This window comes from Caballeronia temeraria, from assembly GCF_001544795.2.
Taxonomy (GTDB): Bacteria; Pseudomonadota; Gammaproteobacteria; order Burkholderiales; family Burkholderiaceae; genus Caballeronia; species Caballeronia temeraria.
Map to the genome: position 1 here is coordinate 56711 of NZ_FCOI02000033.1, position 19201 is coordinate 75911.

At 62.9% G+C, this 19201-nt stretch carries 18 protein-coding genes; 11 read left to right on the top strand and 7 right to left on the bottom strand.

All coding sequences use genetic code 11. The features are described from left to right. Positions 1 to 5: 5 nt before the first annotated feature. From AWB76_RS31840 to AWB76_RS31860, 5 genes are all read left to right on the top strand, one after another. Positions 6 to 1433, top strand: a complete 1428-nt coding sequence (locus AWB76_RS31840; protein ID WP_061164090.1) for a YlbE family protein — start codon at positions 6 to 8, stop codon at positions 1431 to 1433. Then, entirely contained in the window at positions 1430 to 2392 is a 963-nt protein-coding gene (gene arcC / locus AWB76_RS31845) for a carbamate kinase (protein ID WP_061164091.1), read from the top strand. Before AWB76_RS31840 ends, arcC begins: the two co-directional genes overlap by 4 nt. 19 nt (positions 2393 to 2411) lie before the next feature. After that, positions 2412 to 2804 carry an allophanate hydrolase-related protein gene (locus tag AWB76_RS31850; RefSeq protein WP_061164092.1) on the top strand — a complete coding sequence of 131 codons (393 nt, stop codon included), beginning with the start codon at positions 2412 to 2414 and terminating at the stop codon, positions 2802 to 2804. Positions 2805 to 2835: 31 nt separating this feature from the next. After that, positions 2836 to 4098 (top strand): cytosine permease, encoded by a 1263-nt coding sequence (locus AWB76_RS31855; RefSeq protein WP_061164093.1) that lies wholly within the window; start codon positions 2836 to 2838, stop codon positions 4096 to 4098. A gap of 81 nt (positions 4099 to 4179) precedes the next feature. Next, positions 4180 to 5118 carry a LysR substrate-binding domain-containing protein gene (locus tag AWB76_RS31860; RefSeq protein ID WP_061164094.1) on the top strand — a complete coding sequence of 313 codons (939 nt, stop codon included), beginning with the start codon at positions 4180 to 4182 and terminating at the stop codon, positions 5116 to 5118. Here AWB76_RS31860 and AWB76_RS31865 read toward each other — a convergent pair. Further along, a complete protein-coding gene (locus tag AWB76_RS31865; protein ID WP_061164095.1) occupies positions 5057 to 6490 on the bottom strand; it encodes a heavy metal sensor histidine kinase in 1434 nt (477 codons plus the stop codon). The two genes, AWB76_RS31860 and AWB76_RS31865, sit on opposite strands and share 62 nt — an antisense overlap. Continuing rightward, positions 6487 to 7158, bottom strand: a complete 672-nt coding sequence (locus AWB76_RS31870; protein WP_061164096.1) for a heavy metal response regulator transcription factor — start codon at positions 7156 to 7158, stop codon at positions 6487 to 6489. Before AWB76_RS31870 ends, AWB76_RS31865 begins: the two co-directional genes overlap by 4 nt. 116 nt (positions 7159 to 7274) lie before the next feature. On the opposite strand from AWB76_RS31870, the gene AWB76_RS31875 reads away from it, so the two are divergent. The 5 genes from AWB76_RS31875 (at position 7275) to AWB76_RS31895 (ending at position 12088) form a co-directional block, all read left to right on the top strand. After that, complete coding sequence (locus AWB76_RS31875; protein WP_061164097.1) at positions 7275 to 7898, top strand: cytochrome b/b6 domain-containing protein; 624 nt, start codon at positions 7275 to 7277, stop codon at positions 7896 to 7898. A gap of 3 nt (positions 7899 to 7901) precedes the next feature. Continuing rightward, the gene (locus AWB76_RS31880; protein WP_061164098.1) at positions 7902 to 8675 is read left to right on the top strand and encodes a molybdopterin-dependent oxidoreductase; all 774 of its coding nucleotides are present in this window, start codon (positions 7902 to 7904) and stop codon (positions 8673 to 8675) included. Between the two features lie 28 nt (positions 8676 to 8703). Next, a complete protein-coding gene (locus AWB76_RS31885) occupies positions 8704 to 9315 on the top strand; it encodes a hypothetical protein (RefSeq protein ID WP_061164099.1) in 612 nt (203 codons plus the stop codon). A 172-nt stretch (positions 9316 to 9487) separates the two neighbouring features. Continuing rightward, complete coding sequence (locus tag AWB76_RS31890; RefSeq protein WP_061164100.1) at positions 9488 to 10939, top strand: NAD-dependent succinate-semialdehyde dehydrogenase; 1452 nt, start codon at positions 9488 to 9490, stop codon at positions 10937 to 10939. A gap of 225 nt (positions 10940 to 11164) precedes the next feature. After that, the gene (locus AWB76_RS31895) at positions 11165 to 12088 is read left to right on the top strand and encodes an NAD(P)-dependent oxidoreductase (protein ID WP_279616466.1); all 924 of its coding nucleotides are present in this window, start codon (positions 11165 to 11167) and stop codon (positions 12086 to 12088) included. Here the strand turns inward: AWB76_RS31895 and AWB76_RS31900 are convergent. Next, positions 12085 to 13509, bottom strand: a complete 1425-nt coding sequence (locus AWB76_RS31900; protein WP_061164102.1) for an aminotransferase-like domain-containing protein — start codon at positions 13507 to 13509, stop codon at positions 12085 to 12087. The genes AWB76_RS31895 and AWB76_RS31900 overlap by 4 nt on opposite strands. A gap of 301 nt (positions 13510 to 13810) precedes the next feature. On the opposite strand from AWB76_RS31900, the gene AWB76_RS31905 reads away from it, so the two are divergent. Further along, positions 13811 to 14134 carry a DUF2917 domain-containing protein gene (locus AWB76_RS31905; protein WP_061164103.1) on the top strand — a complete coding sequence of 108 codons (324 nt, stop codon included), beginning with the start codon at positions 13811 to 13813 and terminating at the stop codon, positions 14132 to 14134. An 84-nt stretch (positions 14135 to 14218) separates the two neighbouring features. On the opposite strand, the gene acnA is transcribed toward AWB76_RS31905, so the two are convergent. The 4 genes from acnA to AWB76_RS43120 all read right to left on the bottom strand — a co-directional run. Then, positions 14219 to 16924: an aconitate hydratase AcnA gene (gene acnA, locus AWB76_RS31910; RefSeq protein ID WP_061164104.1), complete on the bottom strand. Its 2706-nt coding sequence runs from the start codon at positions 16922 to 16924 to the stop codon at positions 14219 to 14221. A 39-nt stretch (positions 16925 to 16963) separates the two neighbouring features. After that, positions 16964 to 18415, bottom strand: a complete 1452-nt coding sequence (locus AWB76_RS31915) for a bifunctional 2-methylcitrate dehydratase/aconitate hydratase (protein ID WP_061164105.1) — start codon at positions 18413 to 18415, stop codon at positions 16964 to 16966. A gap of 32 nt (positions 18416 to 18447) precedes the next feature. Then, a complete protein-coding gene (locus tag AWB76_RS31920) occupies positions 18448 to 18951 on the bottom strand; it encodes a hypothetical protein (protein ID WP_061164106.1) in 504 nt (167 codons plus the stop codon). Positions 18952 to 19039: 88 nt separating this feature from the next. Beyond that, positions 19040 to 19201 (bottom strand): citrate/2-methylcitrate synthase (locus AWB76_RS43120; protein ID WP_074171455.1); only part of this gene is annotated, 162 nt, incomplete at its 5' end.

Below are 19201 nucleotides of genomic sequence, written 5' to 3' on the forward strand. Positions count from 1 at the left end.
AAAGAATGAACCGATTGTTTGGTCAGCCACTGAAAGTGGTGAACTGCGGCCTCACGAGTTTCGCCGACAACCTGCGTCTCGCGGGCGGCGAAGTCAGCCACGTCAACTGGCAGCCGCCCGCGCTCGGCGATGTCGGCGCGGGCCTCGATCTCGCCTGGCTGACGCGTCATCCGCTCGTCGAGCAGGCGAACGAAACGGCCTTTGCGCGCTATCTCGAAGCGCAGCCCGTGCTCGCCGATGTCGTCATCGCGTCCGAAGCGATCAGCGCGATGAACGCGCGCAAGCTGATTCTCCACTCCGGTCCGCCGATCGCGTGGGAGAACATGTGCGGGCCGGTGAAGGGCGCGATCATCGGCGCGGTGATGCTCGAAGGCTGGGCGCCGGATCACGCCGCCGCCGAGCGCCTGATTCTCGACGGCAAGGTCGATCTCGAACCGTGTCATCACCATCAGGCCGTCGGTCCGATGGCGGGCATCATCAGTCCGTCGATGCCGCTCTTCGTCGTCGAGAACAAGACGAACGGGCATCGCACGTATAGCAACCTGAACGAAGGTCTCGGCAAGGTGCTGCGCTTCGGCGCGAACAGCACGGAAGTGCTCGACCGCCTGCGCTGGATGAAAGCGACGCTCGCGCCCGCGCTGAAGGCCGCGCTGGCGGTATCGGGCGAAATCGAGCTGAAGCCGATGATGGCGCAGGCGCTCCACATGGGCGATGAAGTCCACAACCGCAACAGCGCGGCGACCGGCCTTTTCATCAAGCGCATCGTGCCGGCGCTGCTCGGCACACAACTGCCGCTCGCGCAGATTCGCGAGGTGAGCGCGGCGATCATCGCCAACGATCACTTCTTCCTCAACATTTCGATGGCCGCATGCAAGGCCATGATGGATGCCGCCGCCGGCGTGCCCTTAAGCTCGATGGTCTCGGTGATGGCGCGCAACGGCGTGAACTTCGGCATCCGGCTTTCGGGCACCGGCGACCGCTGGTTCCAGGCGAAGGCCAATCCGGTCGAGGGCCTGTTCTTCCCCGGCTACGGCGTCGAAGACGCGGCCGCCGATCTCGGCGACAGCGCGATCACGGAGACGGCGGGCGTGGGTGGCTTCGCGATGGCATCGTCGCCGGCAATCGTGAAGTTTGTCGGCGGCACGCCCGCCGATGCGACCGCGAACAGCCGCCGCATGCAGGCCATCACGCTCGGCGGCAATCCGGCATTCACGCTGCCCGCGCTCAACTTCGCGCCGACCGCCGCAGGCATCGACGCGCGCAAGGTGGCCGATCGCGGCATCCTGCCGGTCATCAACACGGGCATCGCGCATAAGCAGGCGGGCGTCGGGCAGATCGGCGCAGGCATCACGACCGCACCGATGGAATGCTTCGTCGAAGCCATCCGGGCGCTGGCCGAGACAGTGAAACAACACAGCGGACAAGCATCATGACGATTCGAAAACCTCTGGCCATCGTCGCCGTGGGCGGCAACGCGCTCATTCGCGACGATCATCATCTAAGCATTCCTGATCAATACGAAGCCGTCACCGAAAGCGCGACGCACATCGCGGACATGATCGCGGCGGGATGGAACGTCGTGCTCACGCATGGCAACGGGCCGCAAGTCGGCTTCATCCTGCGGCGTTCGGAACTGGCCGCGCAGGAAGTCGCGCCCGTGCCGCTCGATTACGCGGTGGGCGATACGCAGGGCGCGATCGGCTACATGTTCCAGAAGGCGCTGACCAATGAACTGCACCGTCGCGGCATCGATCGGCGCGTCGTCGCCGTGGTGACGCAGACGTGCGTCAGCACCGACGATCCGGCGTTCAGGAATCCGGCCAAGCCGGTCGGCGCATTCCTCGACGAAGCGACCGCGAAAAAGCGTCAGGCCGAGCTCGGCTGGACGTTGATGGAAGACGCGGGACGCGGCTGGCGGCGCACGGTGCCGTCGCCGGAGCCGCTCGAGATCATCGAGCGCGATGTCATCGCAAGCTTGCTCGCGCAGGGCTGCGTGGTGATCGCCTGCGGCGGCGGCGGCATTCCGGTGGTGCGCAAGAACGGCAAGCTGTCGGGCGTCGAAGCGGTGATCGACAAGGATCTCGCATCGGCATTGCTCGCTCAGGAGCTGAAAGCGGATCTGCTGCTGATTCCGACCGGCGTCGAGCAGGTCGCGGTGAACTTCGGCACGCCGCAGCAGCGCTGGCTCGATACGATGAGCGTGAGCGAAGCGCGCGATCTCATCGCGCAGGGACAGTTCGGCGCGGGCAGCATGCTGCCGAAAGTGGAAGCGATCCTGCGCTTCGTGTCGCACACCGGGCCGGACGGCCACGCGGGCGAAGGGCTCATCACGAGCCCGGCGGCGATCAAGCCCGCACTCGAACGACGCACCGGTACGTGGATCACGCCATAACTGAAGGAAAACGAATCAAATGAACGACACAACATTGCTCGCCGTGAACGGCACGCTGATGCGCGGCCTCGGACTGAATCACAACATGATCGCCGCGAAAGGCGAATTCGTGCGCGAGGATCGCACGGATGCGTGCTATCGCATCTGGAGCATCGGCGATCGTCATCCCGGCATGTTGCGCGTGAAGAGCGGCGGCGTGGCCGTATCGCTCGAAGTGTGGGAACTGCCGATGGCCAATCTCGGCGCGCTCCTGTTGAGCGAGCCCGCGGGCCTCTGCATCGGCAAGGTCGTGCTCGCGGACGGCAGCGAAGTGCTCGGCGTGCTCGCGGAACCGTGGCTCGTCGAAGGGCAGAAGGAAATCACGGCGTCAGGCGGATGGCGCGAATACACCGGTCACCATTACTCGCCCTGAATCGGAGCGGGCATCGGTCAAAGGAACTGTCATGAACAAACCAAACGAAAGCCGGGGAAGCGCCGCGACGGGCACCGCGCCGGGTTATCGCATCGCGATGATTCTGCTCGGCATCGCCGTTACGCCGGTGTTGCTGTCGTCGTCGAGTCTCGGCAATCAGATGTCGAACGGCGATCTCGTCAAGGTTGTCGGCATCGGCAGCCTGATCCTCGCGATTCTCGCGTCGATCACGATCTCCGTCGGCGAGAAAGCGCGTCTGCCGACCTATGGCATCGTGAAGTATCCGTTCGGCGAGAAGGGCGCCGTCGCCATCAACGTGCTGCTGGCCATCAGCCTGTTCGGCTGGATCGCGGTGACGGCCAACATGTTCGGCCATTCGGTCGCCGATCTGCTCGCGCAGCATGGCGTGAACGTGCCCGCGCCGCTGCTCGTTGCGATCGGCTGCGTGATCTTCGTCGCGTCCACCGCGTTCGGCTTCGAAGTGCTCGGCAAGGTCGCGCAGTTCGCCGTGCCGGTCATCGCGCTGATGCTGTGCTATATCGTGCGCGTCGCGCTCACGGGCCAGGCGCCGGCCGTCGACATGGTCACCGGCATGCCGATGGGCGTGGCCGTATCGACGGTAGTCGGCACGATCGTCGTGCTGGTCGCGACCTTGCCCGATTTCGGCAGCTTCACGCATAACCGCAAGCATGCGGTAGGGGGCGCGCTGCTCGCGTTCCTGGTCGCGTATCCGCTGCTGTACTGGGCGGGCGCGACGCCGAGCGTGCTGACCGGCAAGAACTCGCTGCTCGCCGCGATGGCCGTGTTCGGCGCGACGCTGCCTGCCGCACTGATGCTCATCTTCGCGACGGTCACGGGCAACGCGGGCAACATGTTCCAGGGCACGCTCGTCACGTCGACGTTGATCACGCGCTTTCCGAAGTGGCAGATCACGGTCGCGCTGGGCGTGCTGGCGGCGATCGTCGGCAGCATGAACATCATGTCGTGGTTCATTCCGTTCCTGCTCTTCCTCGGGATCGCGACGCCGCCTGTCGCGGGCATCTATATCGCGGATTTCGTGATGTATCGGCGCGCCGGGTATGATGCTGCCGCGCTCGCCCGCGAACCGCAGGTCAAGTTCATGACGTTCGTGGCGTGGATTCTCGGCTCGCTCACGGGTTTCGCGACCGTGAGAGGCATGTTCACCGTCACGTCGATTCCTTCGCTCGATTCGATTCTCGTTGCGTGCATCGGCTACATGATCCTGAGCCGGATCGCGCCGGCGAGCGGCACCGTCAAGCCTTCGGGGCATTGACGCGTCGTGACGGAACGAAGCGCGCCATGACCGCGCGCTTCGTTCACGTCGAAGGAAATTACTTATGTGGGATCAGGCTCGATGTTCACTTCGGACGAAAGCATTCGGATAGTCCGGTTGGTTGCGCAGTACCAAAGCATCACGGCCGCCGCGGAACGGCTGAGCAAGGTTCCGTCGGCGATCAGCTACACCGTCAGGAAGCTGGAGGAATCATTCGGCGCGAAGCTGTTCGAGCGCCGCGGCTGCTATATCCGGCTCACCGAGGCGGGCGAATATTTCATCGCTCACAGCAAGGCGATTCTCGACGATCTGCAGGCGCTCAAATGCAATCTCGCCATCGTTCAGGGCGGTATCGAGCCCGAGCTTACCGTGGCCGTCAACAACATCGTGCCGCGCGACGCGATCATCCAGTTCCTGTGCGATCTGGAAGCTGCCTATCCAACGACGCACGTCACGATCCGGCAGGAGGTCTACAACGGATGCTGGGACGCGCTCTATGCCAACAAGGCGGATATCGTCGTCGGCGCGCCGCATTTCGTGCCGAAGACCGATGGCGCCACGAGCGTCGCGCTCGGCAATCTCGCGTGGGATTTCCTCGTGGGCGCGGGCCATCCGCTCGCGGATGCGCCGCACATCTTGCCGAACGCGGAGTTGCGCAAGTATCCGGCGGTCTGCATCAAGGACACGTCGATCGATTCCGATCCGATGAACGCATGGCTTCTCGAAGGACAGAAGCCGATCTTCGTTCCCGACTTTTCGATGGCGGTGAGAGTCATCGCGCGCAATGCCGGGATCGGCTATGTGCCCACGCACATTCGCGCGGCGTTCGGCGACGCCGGCCTCGTGAGTAAGTCGATTCAGGAGCAGAAGCACGCCACCCGGCTCTTTCTCGCGCATCGTTCGGATGGCGTCGGCAAGGTGCGGGCGTGGTGCGTCGACTATCTGCTTCGGCCGGAATTCAGGGCGTGGCTGTGTGGCGATCCTGCTCCGGTTGCGCCGTATTCGGAAAGCGCAAGGTGAATTCGATCCAGCCATCCTGCGTGCATTCGGCGAAGGCATGGCCGCCGTGCAGCCGCATGATCGCCTGAACGATCGACAGGCCGAGCCCGCTCGATTCCGTGAACTCGCTGCGCGCCGCATCGCCGCGATAGAAACGGTCGAACAGCTTCGCAAGCTCGTCCTGTTCGATGCGCGCGCCGCGATTGCCCACGACGATGCGCGCGCCTTCTTCATCCGCATGTCCGCTCAGGCGGACCACGGTGCCCGCCGCCGCATAACGCACCGCATTCACGACGACATTGCCGATCGCCCTGCGGCACATGATCGCGTTCGCATGCATGTCGCCGTCGGCATGAATGTCGAACGTGATGCGGCGTTCATCGGCGATGCCTTCGAAGTACGCGCCGATGGTCTCCAGTTCTTCGCGGATATCGAGCCGTTCGCGCTCGATCGGCTGCTGCCCATGATCCGCCTGCGCAAGAAACAGAATGTTCTGTGCGATGCGCGCAAGCCGCTCCAGTTCTTCCAGATTCGATTCGAGCACACTGCGATATTCCGCGACGCTTCGCTCATGCGCGAGCGTGACTTGTGTCTCGCCGATCAGCACGCCGATCGGGGTGCGCAACTCGTGTGCGAGATCGGCGGAGAATTGCAGCAGGCGTTCGTAGCCGTGTTCGAGCCGGTCGAGCATCGCATTGAACGACGCCGCGAGGCTCTGCAATTCCGCGGGCGCATGCGCGACATCGAGCCGCGCGGACAAGCGGTTCGGCGTGATTTCGGCGGCTTTATCGGCCATGAGTTTGAGCGGCATGAGTCCGCGGCTCGTGACCCAGTATGCGAGCAGCAGCGTCACGAGCACCGCGCCGATCACGTTGAACCACACGCGCTTCAGATACGCTGACAACACGATCGCTTCCTGCGTCATCACATGCGCGGCGATGATCTCCACGACTTCACCGTTTTCGCCGATGCGCGCCTGCGCGCCGACCCAGCGCATGCGCACGCCATCGGCGCGCGTGCCTTCGTATAGATCGTCGAGTCCGACGGCGCGCGTCACGGGCACGATATCGAGCGGCGGCAGCGGCATCTTCTCCGGATTGACGTAGATGAAGGGCGCCGTGCCCGCGCGTCGAAAGAGGATCACGTCCTGACGATCGCCGAGCATGGTTTCGAAGAGCCGCGGGCGCGCTTCGATTTCCTTGATCGTGTAGAGATCGTGCAGCAGGGAACGAAAATGCTCGACACGTCCGATCAACTGATAATCCGCGCGCGTGGAGAGCGCGCGATTCGTCGCGTGATAGAGCGATGCGCCGATCATGCCGACCACGATGCACACGATCACCGCAAACGAAAGCGCGATACGAACGGCAAGCGAACGCGAAGGCCGGTTCAAGGATTCTCCCCGAACGAATAGCCGATGCTGCGCACCGTGTGAATCAGCTTCAGATCGAACGGGTTATCGATCTTCGCGCGCAGACGCTTCACCGCGACATCGACGACATTGGTGTCGCTGTCGAAGTTCATGTCCCACACTTCGGATGCGATCAGCGTGCGCGAAAGCGCTTCGCCCTGATGCTTGCAAAAGAGATGCAGCAGCGCGAATTCCTTGTTCGTAAGCACGATGTCGATGCCCTTGCGCGTGACCTTGCGGCGCAGGACATCGACATGCAGATCCGCGATCTGGAAGGTATCCGATTCGCGCATCACGCCGCGCCTGAGCAGCGTGCGGATGCGCAGCACGAGTTCCGTGAACGAGAACGGCTTGACGAGATAATCGTCCGCGCCGAGTTCGAGTCCGTGGATGCGGTCCGTCACGTGATCGCGCGCGGTGAGAAAAATGACAGGCAGGTCACGTTTTGCGCGCAATGCCGACATGACCTGCCAGCCGTCGATGCCGGGCAACATGACGTCGAGCACGATCAGCTCGTAGGGATTGGCGAGCGCCTGATGCAGACCGTCCGTGCCGTTGCGCACGAGTTCGACCTGATAACCGGACTCGATGAGCCCTTTTTTCAGGTAGTCGCCGGTCTTGCGGTCGTCTTCGATAACGAGGATGGTCATGCTGACGCTGCATTCGATGGATTGCCCACATTCTAGCCAGAGCGCGCACGTCCCTCGCCAAAGATGACAAAAAAGTCATCGAGAGGTCATCAATCGATCAGCGGCGCGTCGCTACTATGCCCAGCGAACTCAACCGAATCGCGAGGCTCGACGACGTGCAAGTACAACCATTATGGCTGCGCATCACGCACTGGCTCAACGCGTTCGCCGTGCTGATCATGGTGACGAGCGGCTGGCAGATCTACAACGCATCGCCGATATTCAAATCCCTGACCTTCTCGCCCGCGATCACGCTCGGCGGCTGGCTCGGCGGCGCGCTGCAATGGCATTTCGCGGCGATGTGGCTGCTGGTCGCGAATTTCATCGTGTATGTCGCGGTGAATCTGTTCACGGGGCGGTTGCGCCGCCGCATGTTTCCACTTTCCATCAAGAGCATTTTCACCGACGCCTTCGCGGCATTGCGCGGCAAGCTCGGCCACGACGATCTCACGCATTACAACGCCGTACAAAAGTTCGCGTATCTCGCGGTGATCGTCGACATTGTGATCGTGATTCTTTCCGGGCTCGCGGTGTGGAAGTCGGTGCAGTTTCCGTTGCTTCGCACGCTGATGGGCGGCTACGACAATGCCCGCGTCGTGCATTTCTTCGGCATGAGTTTTCTCGTGGCGTTCGTCGTGGTGCACGTCGTGATGGTTGCGCTCGTGCCGCGCTCGCTCGTGCTGATGATTCGAGGTCGCTAAGTCATGTCGCTCAAGCTATTCAAATCCAGACCCGATGCCGAGCTCATCATCAAGGATGCGGCGAAGGAATTAAAGGCGCCGGCGCGTCGTTTATTCGGCAAGCGCATTCTTTCGCTCGGAGGCCTGGCGATGCTGTCCGGCTGCAATATCACCGACGACAAATCGGTCAACGCGATGCTGCGCCGCATTTCGTTCTTCAACGACGACGTGCAGGCGCTCCTCTTCGATCCGAACACGCTCGCGCCGACATATACCGAGTCGATGATCACGCGGCCGTTCCCGTTCAACGCGTTCTATGACATCGACCAGGTGCCCGAAGTCGATCCGTCGACCTACAAGCTGGAAATCGGCGGCCTCGTGAAAGGCAAGCGCGTGTGGACGCTCGATGAACTGCACGCGATGCCGCAGGAAAGCCAGGTGACGCGGCATATCTGCATCGAAGGGTGGAGCGCGATCGGCAAGTGGGGCGGCGTGCGCTTCGCGCAATTCCTCGCACAGGCGGGCGCGGAAACGAGCGCGAAATACGTCGCCTTCCATTGCGCCGACAACTACTCGACGAGCATCGACATGCCGACCGCGCTGCACGCGCAGACGCTGCTCACGCTCTCCTACGACGGCCAGATCCTGCCGCCGAAATACGGCTTTCCGATGAAGCTGCGCATGCCGACCAAGCTCGGCTACAAGAATCCGAAGCACATCGTCGCGATCACCGTGACGAACGACTATCCCGGCGGCTATTGGGAGAACCAGGGCTACAACTGGTTCGGCGGTTCCTGAAGCCTGTCATCACTCGAAGGAGATTTGCATGTCGATTCGAATCAAACTCGGCGTCAGCGTCGTGACGCTCGCACTCGCTTCCGCAGCCTTTGCTCAGACGCCGGCCGCGAAACCCGCGCGCATTCGCGGCGATATCGTGTCGCTGTCGGGCGATACGCTCACGGTCCATCGACGCAGCGGCGACACCGTGAAGATCGCGATCAAGGCGGACACGCCGGTCACCGCGCTGAAGAACATCAAGCTGCAGGACATCAAGCCGGGCTCGTTCGTCGGCACGGCGGCAACCACCGGCACGGACGGCAAGCTCACCGCGACCGAAGTGCTCGTGTTCCCGGAAGCCGCGCGCGGCACGGGCGAAGGCCACTATGACTGGGACCTCGGCCCGAAAAGCTCGATGACCAATGCGAACGTCGATCAGGTCGTGCAGGGCACGAGCGGCCGCGACCTGAAGCTGTCGTACAAGGGCGGCGCGAACTCGGTGACGGTGCCGGAGAACGTGCCGGTCGTGACCTTCGCGCCCGCAACGCACGACGACCTGAAGCCCGGCAAGAAGGTGTTCGTCGTCGCGAGTCCGGCGGGTTCGGACTTCGCGGCGCAACGTATCGTCGTGGAGAAGGATGGCGTCGTGCCGCCGATGTAAGCGTCACGTTTGCAAAGCCCTACACGTGCCCGCCGATCGTCGATCGCGGGCGTTTCTTATTCCACCGTCGCGCGGGATGCGCCTGATGGTCGAAGCAATTGTGACGCACTCGGGATAACATTACCGTTTGCGTCGCATGACATCAGGCCACGTCACTCGTAAGGAGATATGCATGAGCAACACTCGTTCCGGACTTCCCGCCTATCCGAATACACGCCTTTATATCGACGGCGCCTGGCACGACGGTTCGCGCGACACCGCCGTGATCAATCCGGCGAGCGAAGCCGAGATCGGCCGTCTCGCGCTCGCGGGCGAAGCCGAGCTTTCGCTCGCAGCCGAAGCCGCCGCGAAGGGCTTCAAGGAATGGCGCAAGGTTTCGCCCTACGAGCGCAGTAAGCTGATGCGCCGCGCGGCGCAGAACATCCGCGATCGCGCGGAGGAAATCGCCGCCATCATGACGATGGAGCAGGGCAAGCCGTTCGGCGAGGCGCGCATCGAAACGCTGTCGGCGGCGGATATCATCGAATGGTTCGCGGAAGAAGGGCGCCGCACGTATGGCCGCGTGATTCCGTCGCGCACGGACGCGGTACGCCAGATCGTGACGCGCGAGCCGGTCGGTCCGGTGGCCGCGTTCACGCCGTGGAACTTCCCGATCAATCAGGCGGTGCGCAAGGTGTCGGCGGCGCTCGCATCGGGCTGCTCGGTCGTGCTGAAAGGCCCCGAGGAAACGCCCGCGAGCTGCGCGGCGCTCGTGCAGGCTTATGCCGATGCAGGACTGCCCGCCGGCGTGCTGAATCTGGTGTTCGGCGTGCCCGCCGATGTCTCGAAGTATCTGATCGCGCATCCCGCGATCCGCAAGATTTCGTTCACCGGTTCGACGCCGGTCGGCAAGCTGCTTGCATCGCTCGCGGGCGAACACATGAAGCGCGTGACGATGGAACTGGGCGGCCACGCACCGGCCATCGTGTTCAAGGACGCCGACATTCCCCGCGCCGCGAAGATGCTTGCATCGGCGAAATTCCGCAACGCGGGCCAGGTGTGCATTTCGCCCACGCGCTTTCTCGTCGAAGAATCCGCTTACGACGAGTTCGTGCAGCACTTCGTCGCGACCGCGAGCGCGGTGAAAGTCGGCAACGGTCTCGACGATGGCGTGCAGATGGGCCCGCTCGCGAACGGCCGCCGTCTCGAAGCCATGGAACGCCTCGTCGCCGATGCGCGCGAGCAGGGCGCGAAGGTTCTGACGGGCGGCGAGCGCATCGGTCGAGAAGGCTACTTTTTCGCACCGACCGTGCTCACGGATGTGCCGCTTTCCGCGCGCATCATGACCGAAGAGCCGTTCGGCCCGATCGCGCCGATCGCATCGTTCAAGTCGTATGACGACGTGATCGCGGAAGCGAACCGCCTGCCTTACGGACTCGCGGCTTATGCTTACACGAGCTCGGCAGCGACGTCGGCGGCGGTATCGGACGATATCGAAAGCGGCATGCTCTCGATCAACCATCACGGGCTCGCGTTGCCGGAAACGCCGTTCGGCGGCGTCAAGGATTCGGGCTACGGCTCGGAAGGCGGCAGCGAAGCGATGGAGGCGTATCTCGTCACAAAGTTCGTGACGGAACATCGTTGATTCGTTAGCCAAGTAGCGTAGTGAGAAAGGCGGCCCTTCAACGGGCCGCTTTTTTTCGTGGCAAATAGTTTGGGTTACGAATAAAAATGAAAGACATCTGAAACCTTCGTGCAATAAGTGTCAGTTTCGTCGAGATCGCGCGGCTGCCGACCGGCGTGCCGATGCCGCTTCTCACGCCAAAGGGACAAGACGTGTTGAACAAGCTCGACGCGCTCTGGAAACTGCATTCGAACGAAGCCGAAGACAGCGAATAGCGCGAGCGCATTCACGCGTGCAAGCGTATTCTGTGTTTCGTTCGCGAAAAACACGGAGCTGCAAGTGACGCAATCGAAACAATCGACGGTCGCGATTCTGGGCGTGGGCAGCATGGGCTCGGCCATCGGTCGCGCATTGAAGCAAGGCGGCGCGCGCGTGCTGACGTCGCTTGAAGGGCGCAGCGCGGCGAGTGCAGCACGGGCGCGCGAGGCGGGTATGGAAGACGCAAGCCTCGACAATCTCGTGGCGTGCGACTTCATTCTGTCGATCGTGCCGCCTTCGGCCGCGGTCGACACCGCGCAACGCCTCGCGCCGCTTCTCGAACGCGCGAGCGTGCCGACGCTCTATATCGACTGCAACGCGATCAATCCCGATACCGTCAGGCAGATCGAGCGCGCGCTGGAACCGGCCGGCACGCCCTTCGTCGATGCGTCGATCATCGGCCAGCCGTCGTCGCCGAAGTTCTATATGTCGGGGCCGCATGCGCCGCGCACACAGCCACTTGCCGATCACGGTCTGGTCGTGCGCATACTCGATGGACCGGTCGGCGCCGCGTCCGCGTTGAAGATGTCGTACGCGGGCATCACGAAGGGATTGACGGCGTTAGGCTCTGCTATGGCGCTCGCCGCGATGCGCAACGGCGCGGGCGATGCGCTCATCAGCGAGCTTGCCGCGAGTCAGCCCGCGCTGCTCGACTGGCTCGCTGCCAGTGTGCCGCGCATGCCGCCGAAGGCGTATCGATGGGTCGCGGAGATGGACGAGATCGCGCAGTTCATCGGCGATGAGTACGCCGAGCATCGCATTTATGAAGGCGCGGCCGGATTGTATGCGCGGCTTGCCGAAGACAAAGAAGCGACGGACGCGCTCGAGCGCTTCTTCGATCAACCGCGTTAAACGCGCGCGGCGGCGGCTTCCGTCATGTGCTCGAAGAAGCGCGCCGCGCGCCGGTCGCCCGCATAGGCGGAATTGATCCGCACCCACGCGCACGCCTCGCCGTTCGGACGGTAATAGCTGCCCGGCGCGAGCGTCACGCCGAGCTTCAGGGCTTCGTCGACGAGCACGGACGAATCGTCGATGCCCGGCACTTTCGCCCACACGAAGTTGCCGCCGCTCGGTTCGTCGAATACGTCCCAGCCATAGCTTTCGAGCGTCTGCACCGCGCTCGACAGCGAATCGCGCACGCGCTTGCGCAAGCGCTCCAGATACTTGCGATACGTGCCGCGTTCCAGCAGGCTCGCCGCGACACTTTCGGCGAAACGCGTGCCGCCGAGGCTCGTCAGCACCTTCACGTCGACGAGATTCTTCACGAGCTCGCGATTCGCCGCGAGATAGCCGATGCGCAGCGACGACGACAAGGTCTTCGACAAGCCGCCCACGTAAATCACGCGATCGAGCTGATCGAGCGACGCGAGCCGTTGCGTCGGCACGGCCTGGAAGTCGGCGTAGATATCGTCCTCGACGATCGAAAAGCCGTGCTGCGTCGCGAGCTGCAGCAGCTTGAATGCGACCTGCGGCGCGACGTTCGTCGCGGTCGGGTTCTGGAACACGGTGTTGATGAAGAAGAGCTTCGGTTGATGTTGCCTGAGCAGTTCTTCGGCGACATCAATATCCGGCCCGTTCGCGAGCCGCGGCACGCCGACGAGCCGCACGCCCTGCAGCTTCAGCAGGCCGAACAGGTTGTAGTAACCGGGATCTTCGACGAACACCGTATCGCCCGGCTTCAGCATGTAGCGCACGACGAGGTCGAGCGCCTGGCTCGCGCCGTTCGTGATCATCACGTTCGGCAGATCGGCGTCGATGCCGAGCGCGTTGATGCGCATCGCGACCTGCTGGCGCAGATCGGTGTCGCCGTGCGGAATCGCGTAGTCGATCACGCTCGACACATCGACGCGCGACGCCTGACGGATCGCCTGCGTGAGGCCGTCCACGTCGCGCCACGCCTCGGGAACGAAGCCGCTCGACAGTTTCAGCGTCTCGCCGGGGTAGTTGAACTGCTGGAGGATCTGATTCGATTCCTCTTCCGCGAGCCGCGGATCGCAGTTGCCCGCGTTGCTGTCGCGTTCCTCGACGTGATTCGCCACGTAGAAGCCGGAACCGTGCTTCGGCTGAATCAGCCCGCGCGACGCCAGACGGTCGTATGCCTCGATCACCGGAAAGCGGCTGATGCGCTGTTCGGCGGCGAGCTGGCGGATCGACGGCAGTTTCGCGCCCGCCAGCACGCGGCGCGAGCGGATCATCGCCTCGATCTGACTGACGATCTGCTCGGTCAGCGGCACGCCGGTGCCGCCGTCGATATGAAGCGGAAGTGCATTCATGTTGTCGAAAACTGTTCAGTGATTTGCAGCGAACACTTGGGTTTCGCTGTTCATCGGTGTCGTCTTGTCATTCGAACGCATCCGAAAAGCCGCGTCAATACTGGCCAAACGGCCAGGCGAAGTGTTTTTCACGTGTCAGATCATGTCGAAGTGTCCGGTCGATTTAGCTTAACAGTTTCGGTGTAACTGTTCGCAAGTGTTCATTCAAGCTGTTCGCAATCGGTCCAATAATAGGATCAACGGCTGCTCTTCGCTTTTTCTGGAGCGGCTTTCCAGTTAGACGATCAGAAGGAGCGGCATCATGCGTGAAATCCGGACATTCGAACTCGACGGGCGCGACGCGCCGACGCGCTCGGTGATCGACCGGCCTCAGACCCTGCGCGTGACGCGCGGACAAATCTGGCTGACGATCGAAGGCAGCGCCGACGATCACTGGCTGGACGCGGGCGCGTCCGTCGAACTCATGCCTTACACGACGATCTGGGTCAGCGGCACGACCGACGCCAGCTGGTTCTCGATGGCGTCCGACTCGACGCGAGCCAGCGCGCGGCGCCTGGGCGAAATCGTGCGTGCGTGGTTCGCGCGTCGCACGACGTGGCCGCGCATCGCGATTTCCAAGGCGTAAGGCGAAAAAAAACCCGGCCGGGGCCGGGTCCAATGTTCCCGCGCTCTTTCGAGCGCGGTCACCTGCAAAACATCTGAGGCAATCTTACGCCGCGAGCAGCGAGCGCAGCACGAACGGCAGAATTCCGCCGTGCTTGTAGTAGTCGACTTCGATCGGCGTATCGATACGCAGCAGCACCTGCACGCGATCTTCCTTGCCGTCCTTGCGGTGGATCACCAGCGTGACTTCCTGCTGTGGCTTGAAGTCGTCGCCGAGACCCTCGATGTCGTACGTTTCTTCGCCGGTGATGTTCAGCGACTGCACGCTGTCCGAGCCCTTGAACTGCAGCGGCAGCACGCCCATGCCGACGAGGTTCGAACGGTGAATGCGCTCGAAGCTGCGCGCGACCACGGCCTTCACGCCGAGCAGTTGCGTGCCTTTCGCCGCCCAGTCGCGCGACGAACCCGTGCCGTACTCTTCGCCGGCGAAGATCACCGTCTGCGTGCCGGCGTCGATGTACTTCATCGCTGCGTCGTAGATCGACAACTGCTCGCCGCTCGGCTGATGAATCGTCAAACCGCCTTCGATGCGCGTGCCGTCCGCCTTCGCCGGGATCATCAGGTTCTTGATGCGCACGTTCGCGAAGGTGCCGCGCATCATCACGTCGTGGTTGCCGCGACGCGAGCCGTAGCTGTTGAAGTCGGCCTTCTGCACGCCGTTCGCCTTCAGCCACACGCCCGCCGGCGACGTTTCCTTGATCGAGCCCGCCGGGCTGATGTGGTCGGTCGTTACCGAATCGCCGAAGATGCCGAGCGCGCGCGCGCCCTTGACGGCGGGAATCGAATCGGCCGGCTGCATCGAGAACGCGCTGCCGAAGAACGGCGGCTCGGCGATGTACGTCGACTTCGGCCAGTCATAGACCTGACCGCTTTCGCCCTCGATCTTGCTCCACAGGTCGCCGTCCTTCGTGAGATGCGCGTAGTTCTCGCGGAACGCCTTCGCGTCGAGCGCGAACTTGAGCAGCGCGTGGACTTCGTCGCTCGTCGGCCAGATGTCGCCGAGGTAGATGTCGCGGCCGCCCGTGCCCTTGCCGACCGGTTCGGTCATCAGGTCGCGCGTGATGTTGCCCGCGATCGCATAGGCGACGACCAGCGGCGGCGATGCCAGGAAGTTCGCGCGGATGTTCGGATGGATGCGCGCTTCGAAGTTGCGGTTGCCCGACAGCACCGCTGCCGCGACGACGTCGTTCTTCGTGATGGCGTCGTTCAGTTCCGGCGTCAGATCGCCCGCATTGCCGATACACGTCGTGCAGCCGTACGCGGCGAGCGTGAAGCCGAGCTTGTCGAGGTAGGGCAAGAGGCCCGTCTTCGTCAGATACTCGGTGACGATGCGCGATCCCGGCGCGAGCGACGTCTTGATGTGCGGCGCCACCGTCAGACCCGCCTCGACGGCCTTCTTCGCCAGCAAGCCGGCGGCGAGCAGCACGCTCGGGTTCGACGTGTTCGTGCACGACGTGATCGCGGCGATCAGCACGTCGCCGTTCTTCAGGTTCACGCCATCGGTCGTCTGGTAGTTCGTTTCGAGTTCGGCGGCCTTCTTGTTGAAACCGTTTTCGCCGACGGGCTTCGAGAACAGGTCGACGAACGTGCTCTTCACGTTGCCGATCTCGATGCGGTCCTGAGGGCGCTTCGGACCCGCGAGCGACGGCGCGACCGTGCCCAGATCGAGCGTGAGCGTCTTGGTGTAGTCGATATCACCGGCCTTCGGCACGCCCCAGAGCTTCTGCGCCTTGAAATACTGCTCGAACGCGGCGATTTCGGCGTCGGTGCGGCCCGTGCCCTTGAAATAGTCGATGGTCTTTTCGTCGACGGGGAAGAAGCCCATGGTCGCGCCGTACTCGGGCGCCATATTGCCGATGGTCGCGCGGTCCGGCACGCCGATCGACGCCGTGCCTTCGCCGAAGAACTCGACGAACTTGCCGACGACCTTCTCCTTGCGCAGCATTTCGGTGATGGTCAGCACAAGGTCGGTGGCCGTGCAGCCTTCGCGCAGCTTGCCTTTCAGCTCGACGCCGACCACGTCCGGCGTGAGGAAGTAGACCGGCTGGCCGAGCATGCCCGCTTCGGCTTCGATGCCGCCCACGCCCCAGCCCACCACGCCGATGCCGTTGATCATCGTCGTGTGCGAGTCGGTGCCGACGAGCGTGTCCGGATAGTAGACGCCGTCCTTCTTGTGCACGCCGCGCGCGAGGTATTCGAGGTTCACCTGGTGCACGATGCCGATGCCCGGCGGCACGACCTTGAATGTGTCGAACGCCTGCATGCCCCACTTCATGAACTGGTAGCGCTCGTTATTGCGCTGAAATTCCAGCTTCATGTTCAGATCGAGCGCGTTCGGCTCGCGGAAGTGGTCGATCTGCACCGAGTGATCGACGACGAGATCCACCGGCACGAGCGGCTCGATTGCCTTCGGGTCCTTGCCCGCGCGCTTCGCGACGCCACGCATCGCGGCGATGTCGGCGAGCAGCGGCACGCCGGTGAAGTCCTGCAGCACGACGCGCGCGACGACGAACGGAATCTCGTCGACACGAGCGGCATTTGGCTTCCAGTTCGCGAGCTGCTCGATGTGTTCCTCGGAGATCTTCTTGCCGTCGTAGTTGCGCAGCACCGATTCGAGCACCAGACGAATCGAGACCGGCAGGCGCTGAATCTTGACCTTCAGCGCGTCGCCGAGTTGCGGCAGCGAGTAGAACTTGCCTTTGCCGGAACCGCTGTCGAATTCCTTGAGCGTGTTGTGGAGATTGTGGGCCATGGTTATTTTCCTAGGACTAAGACGAGGAAATTGCGCTGCTTAAATCACGTACAGATCGACATATTCATTGACCGGCATCGCTTCGAGCCGTGCCTGATCGAGCGATACCGCGAGGATAGCCTGCTGCTGCTTCTGCGGGAAACGGCGCGCCAGATTCGTCCTGAACTTCTCGACGAGCAGCGGGATGCCCTCCGCGCGACGACGCTTGTGACCGATCGGATAGTCGACCTCGACTTCGGCGAGCTTCGATCCGTCGATGAATTCGACGGTCAATGCATTCGGGATCGAGCGCTTGTCCGGATCGTGATAATCCTTCGTGTATTGCGGGTCTTCCACGCATTCCATCTTTGCGCGCAGCACGTCGATGCGCGGGTCGCGCGCGATGGAATCTTCATAATCGGCCGCGGTGAGACGTCCGTGAATCAGCGGCACGGCGATCATGTACTGAATGCAGTGATCGCGGTCCGCGGGATTGTCGAGCGGCCCTTTCTTGTCGATGATGCGAATCGCCGCCTCGTGCGTGCGAATCGTGATCTTGCGGATGTCATCGACGGACTTGCCCGCATCCTTGAGCTTCTCGTGCAATGTCATGGCCGCTTCGACCGCCGTTTGCGCGTGGAATTCGGCGGGAAACGATATCTTGAAGAGCACGTTTTCCATCACGTACGAGCCGTACGGTCGCTGGAACCTGAACGCATTGCCCTTGAAGAGCACGTCGTAGAAGCCCCATGTTTTCGCGGTCAACACGGAGGGATAGCCCATCTCGCCGGTCTTCGCGATCAGCGCGAGACGCACGGCGCGCGAGGTCGCATCGCCCGCTGCCCACGACTTACGCGAGCCCGTGTTCGGCGCGTGGCGATACGTGCGCAGCGCGTGGCCATCGACGAAAGCGAGCGACACCGCGTTGATCAGCTCGTCGCGCGTCAGGCCGATCATCTGCCCGACGACCGCGGTGGACGCCAGCTTGACGAGCAGCACGTGATCGAGACCGACCTTGTTGAAGGAGTTCTCGAGCGCGATGCAGCCTTGAATTTCGTGCGCCTTGATCATCGCGATCAGGACGTCTTTCATGGTGAGCGGCTTCTTGCCCGAGGCGATCGCGTTGCGCGAAAGCCAGTCGGCCGTTGCCAGAATGCCGCCGAGATTGTCCGACGGATGGCCCCATTCGGCGGCAAGCCATGTGTCGTTGAAGTCGAGCCAGCGGATCATTGCGCCGATGTTGAAGGCGGCCTGAACCGGGTCGAGCTGAAACTGGGTGCCGGGCACCTTCGCACCGTTGGGGACGATCGTGCCCGGCACGATCGGTCCCAGCAGCTTGGTGCAGGCGGGGTACGAGAGGGCTTCGAGTCCGCAGCCGAGCGTGTCGATCAGGCAGTTGCGCGCCGTTTCGAGCGCAAGCGTGCTGTCGACACCATAGCCGAGCACGTAGTCGACTATTTCGATGAGTTCCTTGTCCGGATCGGGCCGGACGCTGGAGATCGGTGCGGACATCGAGGGATTCCTGATGTAAGTGCTGAGCGAACTTACTCCGCGTTCTTGATCAGCGCGTTCGATTGGGTCGGCGCTGCGCCGCCCGCAGCCATTTCCGGCGTCATGCACTCGTCGGCGAGGCGCGACGAATCCTTGTCCGAGAACAGCATTGCCTTCGACGGGATCACGACGAGGTCCATGCCCGTCGCCGGATCGTGGAAGCGGTCTGCACCCGTCGTCGTGTCCTGACGCGGCAGCTTGTAGTCCTTCTTGGCCCAGTTCACGGTGACGATGGCGTCACGCTTCATGTCGCCCTTCAGGAAAAACGCATTGCCGTCCTTGCACGACCACTTCACTGCACCTTCGGGAATCGGATCGGTTTTCGCCGCCGCGGCCGCTTCGGCCTTGGGGCTGCGCTTGATCAGGCGGCGTGCCGGAGCGGGGCGCTTGGCCTTGGCCGCGCTCGATTCGGTCGTCGCAGCGAAGGCGTCGGCGCTGACGAAGACGCTCGTCGTAGCCAGCGTGCCGGCGATTGCAGCGATCAGAAGTTTATTCATCGAAAAAACCTTTCAAAAACATTGGGTTGGAAACGGTTTGCCGCGCGGCGTGGATCTCGCTCGTGGCGAAATCCGATCGCGCAGCCCGTTATTTTCGCTTATTTATCGGGACGAACTTCAAATTCTCCGGTCCGGTGTAATTCGCGCTCGGACGAATGATCTTGTTGTCGACACGTTGCTCGATGATGTGCGCGGCCCAGCCCGACGTGCGCGAGATCACGAAAAGCGGCGTGAACATGGCCGTGGGCAC

What these genes read in the sequence shown, in the direction of transcription:
- AWB76_RS31840 (WP_061164090.1), top strand. Translation starts at nt 6, where the DNA reads ATGAACCGATTGTTTGGTCAGCCACTGAAAGTGGTGAACTGCGGCCTC.
- arcC (WP_061164091.1), top strand. Translation starts at nt 1,430, where the DNA reads ATGACGATTCGAAAACCTCTGGCCATCGTCGCCGTGGGCGGCAACGCG.
- AWB76_RS31850 (WP_061164092.1), top strand. Translation starts at nt 2,412, where the DNA reads ATGAACGACACAACATTGCTCGCCGTGAACGGCACGCTGATGCGCGGC.
- AWB76_RS31855 (WP_061164093.1), top strand. Translation starts at nt 2,836, where the DNA reads ATGAACAAACCAAACGAAAGCCGGGGAAGCGCCGCGACGGGCACCGCG.
- AWB76_RS31860 (WP_061164094.1), top strand. Translation starts at nt 4,180, where the DNA reads ATGTTCACTTCGGACGAAAGCATTCGGATAGTCCGGTTGGTTGCGCAG.
- AWB76_RS31870 (WP_061164096.1), bottom strand. Translation starts at nt 7,158, where the DNA reads ATGACCATCCTCGTTATCGAAGACGACCGCAAGACCGGCGACTACCTG.
- AWB76_RS31875 (WP_061164097.1), top strand. Translation starts at nt 7,275, where the DNA reads ATGCCCAGCGAACTCAACCGAATCGCGAGGCTCGACGACGTGCAAGTA.
- AWB76_RS31880 (WP_061164098.1), top strand. Translation starts at nt 7,902, where the DNA reads ATGTCGCTCAAGCTATTCAAATCCAGACCCGATGCCGAGCTCATCATC.
- AWB76_RS31885 (WP_061164099.1), top strand. Translation starts at nt 8,704, where the DNA reads ATGTCGATTCGAATCAAACTCGGCGTCAGCGTCGTGACGCTCGCACTC.
- AWB76_RS31890 (WP_061164100.1), top strand. Translation starts at nt 9,488, where the DNA reads ATGAGCAACACTCGTTCCGGACTTCCCGCCTATCCGAATACACGCCTT.
- AWB76_RS31900 (WP_061164102.1), bottom strand. Translation starts at nt 13,509, where the DNA reads ATGAATGCACTTCCGCTTCATATCGACGGCGGCACCGGCGTGCCGCTG.
- AWB76_RS31905 (WP_061164103.1), top strand. Translation starts at nt 13,811, where the DNA reads ATGCGTGAAATCCGGACATTCGAACTCGACGGGCGCGACGCGCCGACG.
- acnA (WP_061164104.1), bottom strand. Translation starts at nt 16,924, where the DNA reads ATGGCCCACAATCTCCACAACACGCTCAAGGAATTCGACAGCGGTTCC.
- AWB76_RS31915 (WP_061164105.1), bottom strand. Translation starts at nt 18,415, where the DNA reads ATGTCCGCACCGATCTCCAGCGTCCGGCCCGATCCGGACAAGGAACTC.
- AWB76_RS31920 (WP_061164106.1), bottom strand. Translation starts at nt 18,951, where the DNA reads ATGAATAAACTTCTGATCGCTGCAATCGCCGGCACGCTGGCTACGACG.